The sequence below is a fragment of the Acidaminococcus nyctereutis genome, from assembly GCF_052216985.1.
Classification (GTDB): Bacteria; Bacillota; Negativicutes; order Acidaminococcales; family Acidaminococcaceae; genus Acidaminococcus; species Acidaminococcus fermentans_A.
In genome coordinates this window covers 1-5,330 of sequence record NZ_JBQOUY010000051.1, presented here as the reverse complement: position 1 = coordinate 5,330, position 5,330 = coordinate 1, and the positions used below count along the sequence as shown (strand labels likewise).

Sequence of the window (5,330 nt, the reverse complement as noted above, 5' to 3'; positions counted from 1 at the left end):
TCCGAATCAGCTGGGACAGCACATCCGGCACAGAATCGTAGAGCAGCTCCAGAGCCTCGTAGTTTCCCTGGCGCACCAGCTCCCGGGCTTCTGAAAGGTCCGGCAGATGGTTCTGAGGAAGATTTTGAATTTGAATGTGCCGCCCCGCATACCGTCCGGTCCTATTGGCCCCATAAAACTGGAACATACCTCTGGCTCGTCCATCCTTACAAGCCGTCATTTCCATGGCCTGATATTTCTTCACCGAGGACTTGGCCAGTTTCTGTCGGAGCAACAGGACGCTGCGCAAAGGCTCCTGGGCGGTTTTCAATAGTTCCTGGACATTCTTCTTTCCCAGGGAATCCGTCTTTAATCCATGCTGTTCCAACCAGTCCAACATCTGGATGACAGAATTGGGGTTCTCCAGACCAGTCCGTTCCTTCAGGGCTGCCATTAGGCTCTCCCGGCTTTTGGCATCCAGGGCCACCGCTTGTTTGGCCAGTTCCAGATCAATGGCGATACCCCGATCGTTGATTTCTTGGTCCAGATGGTATTCCTCCCACACCTGTTTCGGCACTGGGTACTTTTGCAATCGCTGTTGAATGGCCATTTCCACTTCCACGTCCCGTTTGTTGTAAGATTTGAACAGGTTCCATTTGTCCAGGGCATGTTGAGGGAGATTTCTGGTCCGGCCGCCGTTGGCCTTGGTTTCCTTGCAGGGGATGCAGAAATACCGGATCAGCTCCCGCCCTTCCTTCATCTTCTGGTTGTCCAGATTCAGCACGGCCCCCACTCCCTCCAAAGAAAGGGGCAGCCCCAGATAGGCGGACCAGACCATGGAACACTTCCATCCGGCCGGATTCAGGAACCGGGCACATTTCTTGGATAGGGGATGCTGGTCATGAAAGGGGTCCAAGCTCCTTCCCAGGTCAGTGAGGTGCCGGGACAAACACACCCGTTCGAAGTTGGCATTGAAGGCCCATTTGGTAACGGTGTCATCGGTCAGGGCATCCAGGATTTCTTCCGGGATGGATTCTCCCTGGGCCAGATCGACGACCTGCACGGGTCCTCCATCCACTGCATACCCGAAAAGAAGGATTTCAAAGGCGGGAGACTCGGCATATTTATAGACCCCGCATTTGGCTAAGTTCACATCGCTGTAGGTTTCAATATCGATACTGATGGTTTTCATACGTTTCACCTCGAGAAAAGCGGCGAAGCACAAGGCCCCGCCGCCACCATTTACCACGTCTTATTTCCGAAAGGATTCCATCTGTTTGCGATGATATTCTGCTTCCCGTTCCTCCCGGTTCCGGGCCGCAATTTCATCCCGCTGGTCCTTTTTGATATCCGTGTAGATCATGGCCACAAAGAAGCCGCCAACACACAGGGCAACGAGACAGTACAGACAATCCAGAATCAATTTCAAAACATTTTCCATTATTGTTCCTCCTTAGTCCAGGAAATCATCATCGTCTGCCGTAGCAAAGTCGTCTTCTGCCCGGGGTTTTCCGCCCAGAGGCTCCCCGTCACGAATCTTCTGCAGGTTGTTCAGGCCGCAGGCAATGCCCTTGTTGCCGTTGGAGTTGAAGGCGTAGAAGTTGATGGAGGCTCTTCCATAGACCCCGCTGTACACTTCAGACCGTTCCAGAATCTGCTGGCAGGAAGAATCTACGATGCCGGGCTTTGTGGCAGAATTGGCATTAATGAAGTAGCTGTCCTTGTAGGTATCATCCCCAGGCCGTTCCAGATCTCCGTCACGGAGCGGGTTCTTGATGGTTTCCAGCTTCGGCACGATGCGGCCATTTCCTTTGAGCTTGCCCTGCCCTTCCTCATAGGCTGCTTGGATAGCCGCTTTCACCTTTTCCACGGTCTTTGTATCAGACTTGGGGATGATGAGGCTCACGCTGTACTTGGGGGTTCCTCCGTTGATGGATTTGGGTTCCCAGACGTTGGCGTAGGACCAGCGGGTATTTGCTCCGGTAATGACTTTGCAAGGGTTTACATAATGTTTCATTGTTCGTTCCTCCTTAATTTTCACTGCTAAAATCTTCTGCCGCGGTATGCATAGCCGGGCGTTTGTCCGATTCCGGTACCAGGACCGGTTTGCCTTGGGGCTTTTCGATGAGGCCGGACAGAAGTTCATCAAACCTCCGTTTCCCCAGAAGGCGGGTCAGGGCCGTGATGCCCATGAGTTTCTTTTCGTAGGGAGAGTATCCGGCTTCCTCCACTTTGGCGGCCACCGCATCGTCGTCTACATAACGGCGATTGGAGCGCCCTTCCACCAGTTTCCAGCCAGTCCATGCCTTGCCGGATAGAGCCTGCTGCAGGGCATAGTCCTTAATGTCACCCACCCAGGCTACAAGGTCATCGGCCTTTTCCAGCACTGCTTCTACTTCTGCGTCACAGAGAGTGGACGGCATGGCGAAGTCATACCTGGCAAGTTCCAGGTTATACTCTGCCCGTTTCCGGCAGGTGGCCCTGATCTTGCAGAACCGGCAGTGCTCACCGGCTTTGTACTCCCCTTCCCCTTTAGCCGCCAGAGCAGCCGTGGGTTTGAGGACTTTCTCCGCCCATTGGAGCAAGTCGCCTTTAGTCATTTCGTAGGTACTGACATTGTCCCGTCTTGGCTGGAAGATGGTCATGGAGACCTTTTGGATATCGTAAATCCCGTCGAAAAGCTCCAGTGCCCCCAGGGCATAACACATCATCTGGGGATTCTTCTCCGCACTGACTTCCACACCAAGCCCGTGCTTGTAATCGATGACGGTCAGGGTATCGTCCGCCACAATGACACAGTCTCCTGTACCGAACCCATCCGGCACCCATTTCGAGAAGTCCAACCACTGTTCTACAAGGACGATGGGATCCTTGCACTCTTTCTTTGCTTCCGCAAGCCGCTCCATGACGAATTGGGCATAGTCGTCCGTGCATTCAGCCATTTCCTCGCTGTAATAGTCGAGGGTCCCCGTAGGGTTCTGGGCCTTCCTGCCCAGGGCTTCCTTCACCTTGTATTCGCAGAGAGTATGAGCATCCGTACCCTCCCGGGCAAAGTCGCTTGTGGTATCCGGCCGCTTAGCACACTCCAACGCGGAAGGCGGGCAGGCCAGCCAGCGGTAGCTGGACGAGGCGGAAAGAACCGCATGCTGCTTATCCGGCATGGCTGATCTCCTCCAGTTCCTTCATGAAGGCTTCATAGTCTTCCGGCTTTACGCTGGAGAGTTTTTCCGCCCCATATTTTTCAATAAGGGCTTTCACTTCTGCCGTGAATCCCTGACAGGACTTGTCAGCCGCCGTTTTCCGGACTTCTTCAAAAGAAAGGACCTTCCGCTCTGGAATCACCTTTTCCGGCTCTGCTGTTCTATTGTTCATCTCGTTTTCCAGAGCTTCTACAATCCGCAGCAGGGTCTTTGTGCAATTGGCCAGTTCGTTTGCAAGATTTTCAAGATTGTCCTTCGTCACCTTAGTTTCCTCCTTCGTTAATTTCCCTGATGGCCAGTTCCTCTACGGAGTCGCCTGGCACGATGATGGTTACTTTTTCTTTCCCGCCCAGCAGGAACCGCAGGATCCGTTCCCGCACGGACACAGACCGCACGGCAGCGATATGCCCACCACCCTTTGCCGCAGAAACGCTGATGCTTACTCTTTGCTTCATGGCTTTTCCTCCTTCCTGAGGGTTGGTATCGTTTTCCCCTCCACTCTTTAGCCTTGGGAGAGTGGATGTTCTGACGTTTTCTCCAAAAAAATTTAAATAATTTTTCTGGGCATGCAAAAAAAACGGTATGAGAAGCTGCCATGGCTCCTATACCGGCTAAGGTTTTTTGATCGATCTTGAGACAAAAAAATAAGAGGCCCGTCACTTGGACGTTCCTCTGCAAAGTATAAATTCTGATTGTTGCCGTCTTGACGATTATGTATCTTTACATTACCTTCTGAAACATATGGCGCACCTTGTCCAGGCGGTTGTTTGGACGGCGGGGCTGGATGACCGGCTGGCCGACAGCGGCCTGATACCCTTTTAGCTCTGTAAGGCATACGCTCTGCCCGTTGGTGTAAAAGGCCAGATCAGTACGGTATGCCTGTATACAGCGGGCGGGAATCTCGCCAGTAAAGACAACTTCATCCTTTTTTACCTGGGCCGTTTCGATGGTGGCACAGTATTTCGGTGCATCATGATAAGCCCTGGAAAGGTATTCCTGGGGCGCATAGAGGATGAAGGAGAGATAAGGTTCCAGCAGCTGCGTCCCCGATTCCTTCAATGCCTGTTCCAATACAATCGGGGCCAATGAGCGGAAGTCCGCCGGCGTGCTGACCGGACTGTAATAAAGCCCGTATTCAAAGCAAATCTTACAGTCCGTTACGTTCCAGCCGAACAAGCCCTGCTCCAGCCCGTAACGGATACCATCCCTGACAGCGTTTTGAAAACTCTGGTTCAAGTATCCCAGCGAAACCCGGCTCTCGTATTGTACGCCGGAGCCAAGCGGGAGTGGTGTAACAGACAGTCCGATAGATGCCCAAAACGGGTTGGGCGGCACCTCGATATGGATGGTGTGGCTGGCTGCTTTGAGCGGCCGCTCCATATAAATGACGGTGGGTTCCTTTACCACTGTTTCAATCTTGTATTTTTCCGACAGCAAAGCGGAAACGACCTCCAACTGCACCCGGCCCAAAAAAGAAAGAATGATCTCATGGGTGATGGAATCCACTTCGCAGCGCAAAAGCGGGTCAGTATCCGCAAGTTGCGTAAGAGCGTCCAGCAGCCGTTCTCTTTGCGCTGCCGTTTTCGGCGCAATCGTCGTCCGCAGCATGGGGAGGGGGGCCTCGCGCCACCTTTTACGAGGGAGCCGGGTTTGATCCCCTAATACATCGTTTAACCTCACGCTGTCGCTGGGAAGGATAACAATTTCGCCCGGATAAGCGGTGTCTGTCCGAACAATTTCCCCTTTGGATGGAATACGCATCTCTGTGATTTTCAGCTTTTCTCTCCCGGCCAGGGCCACCGTATCCCGCAGGCGCAGCGTTCCGCTGTATAGCCGCAGATAGACACGCCGCTGGCCGCAATCGGTGTACTCAACCTTGAAAACGCTGCCGCATAGGGTGGCGCTCCCCTGTTCCCCAATCGGTTGGAACAGTCCTGTCACCGCATCCATCAACGGTTGAATGCCAAGGCCCTTTTTGGCGCTGCCATGATAGACCGGAAACAGGGAGGCTTCTTGAACCCGCCGCTGTTCCTCCCGCGCAAGTTTTTCCCGGCTGATTGGTTCTCCTGCGATATACTTTTCCAATAATTCATCGTTATTTTCGATGACCGCATCCCATGCTTCTATGTCGGTATTTTCCTCCAGGACTAT

The 5,330-nt window shown here is 53.2% G+C and carries 7 protein-coding genes; all 7 read right to left on the bottom strand.

Annotated elements, in window-relative coordinates; all coding sequences use genetic code 11:
- A partial coding sequence (locus tag ACTUHY_RS12710) for a DNA polymerase family A protein (RefSeq protein ID WP_473965315.1) occupies positions 1-1,171 on the bottom strand: 1,171 nt, incomplete at its 3' end.
- Positions 1,172-1,231: 60 nt separating this feature from the next.
- Positions 1,232-1,420, bottom strand: a complete 189-nt coding sequence (locus ACTUHY_RS12705) for a hypothetical protein (protein WP_014128884.1) — start codon at positions 1,418-1,420, stop codon at positions 1,232-1,234.
- Positions 1,421-1,432: 12 nt separating this feature from the next.
- Entirely contained in the window at positions 1,433-1,996 is a 564-nt protein-coding gene (locus ACTUHY_RS12700) for a DUF2815 family protein (RefSeq protein WP_105325846.1), read from the bottom strand.
- 13 nt (positions 1,997-2,009) lie between these two features.
- Positions 2,010-3,140: a DUF2800 domain-containing protein gene (locus ACTUHY_RS12695; RefSeq protein ID WP_442827988.1), complete on the bottom strand. Its 1,131-nt coding sequence runs from the start codon at positions 3,138-3,140 to the stop codon at positions 2,010-2,012.
- Positions 3,130-3,441: an rRNA biogenesis protein rrp5 gene (locus ACTUHY_RS12690; RefSeq protein ID WP_442827895.1), complete on the bottom strand. Its 312-nt coding sequence runs from the start codon at positions 3,439-3,441 to the stop codon at positions 3,130-3,132. Before ACTUHY_RS12690 ends, ACTUHY_RS12695 begins: the two co-directional genes overlap by 11 nt.
- A gap of 1 nt (position 3,442) precedes the next feature.
- Positions 3,443-3,634 carry a hypothetical protein gene (locus ACTUHY_RS12685; RefSeq protein ID WP_105325849.1) on the bottom strand — a complete coding sequence of 64 codons (192 nt, stop codon included), beginning with the start codon at positions 3,632-3,634 and terminating at the stop codon, positions 3,443-3,445.
- Between the two features lie 265 nt (positions 3,635-3,899).
- The coding region (locus ACTUHY_RS12680) for a tetracycline resistance ribosomal protection protein (RefSeq protein ID WP_442827987.1) at positions 3,900-5,330 on the bottom strand (1,431 nt) is incomplete at its 5' end.

Excerpts from the sequence above, each read along its gene's own strand:
- ACTUHY_RS12705 (WP_014128884.1), bottom strand. The coding sequence starts at position 1,420 with ATGGAAAATGTTTTGAAATTGATTCTGGATTGTCTGTACTGTCTCGTT.
- ACTUHY_RS12700 (WP_105325846.1), bottom strand. The coding sequence starts at position 1,996 with ATGAAACATTATGTAAACCCTTGCAAAGTCATTACCGGAGCAAATACC.
- ACTUHY_RS12695 (WP_442827988.1), bottom strand. The coding sequence starts at position 3,140 with ATGCCGGATAAGCAGCATGCGGTTCTTTCCGCCTCGTCCAGCTACCGC.
- ACTUHY_RS12685 (WP_105325849.1), bottom strand. The coding sequence starts at position 3,634 with ATGAAGCAAAGAGTAAGCATCAGCGTTTCTGCGGCAAAGGGTGGTGGG.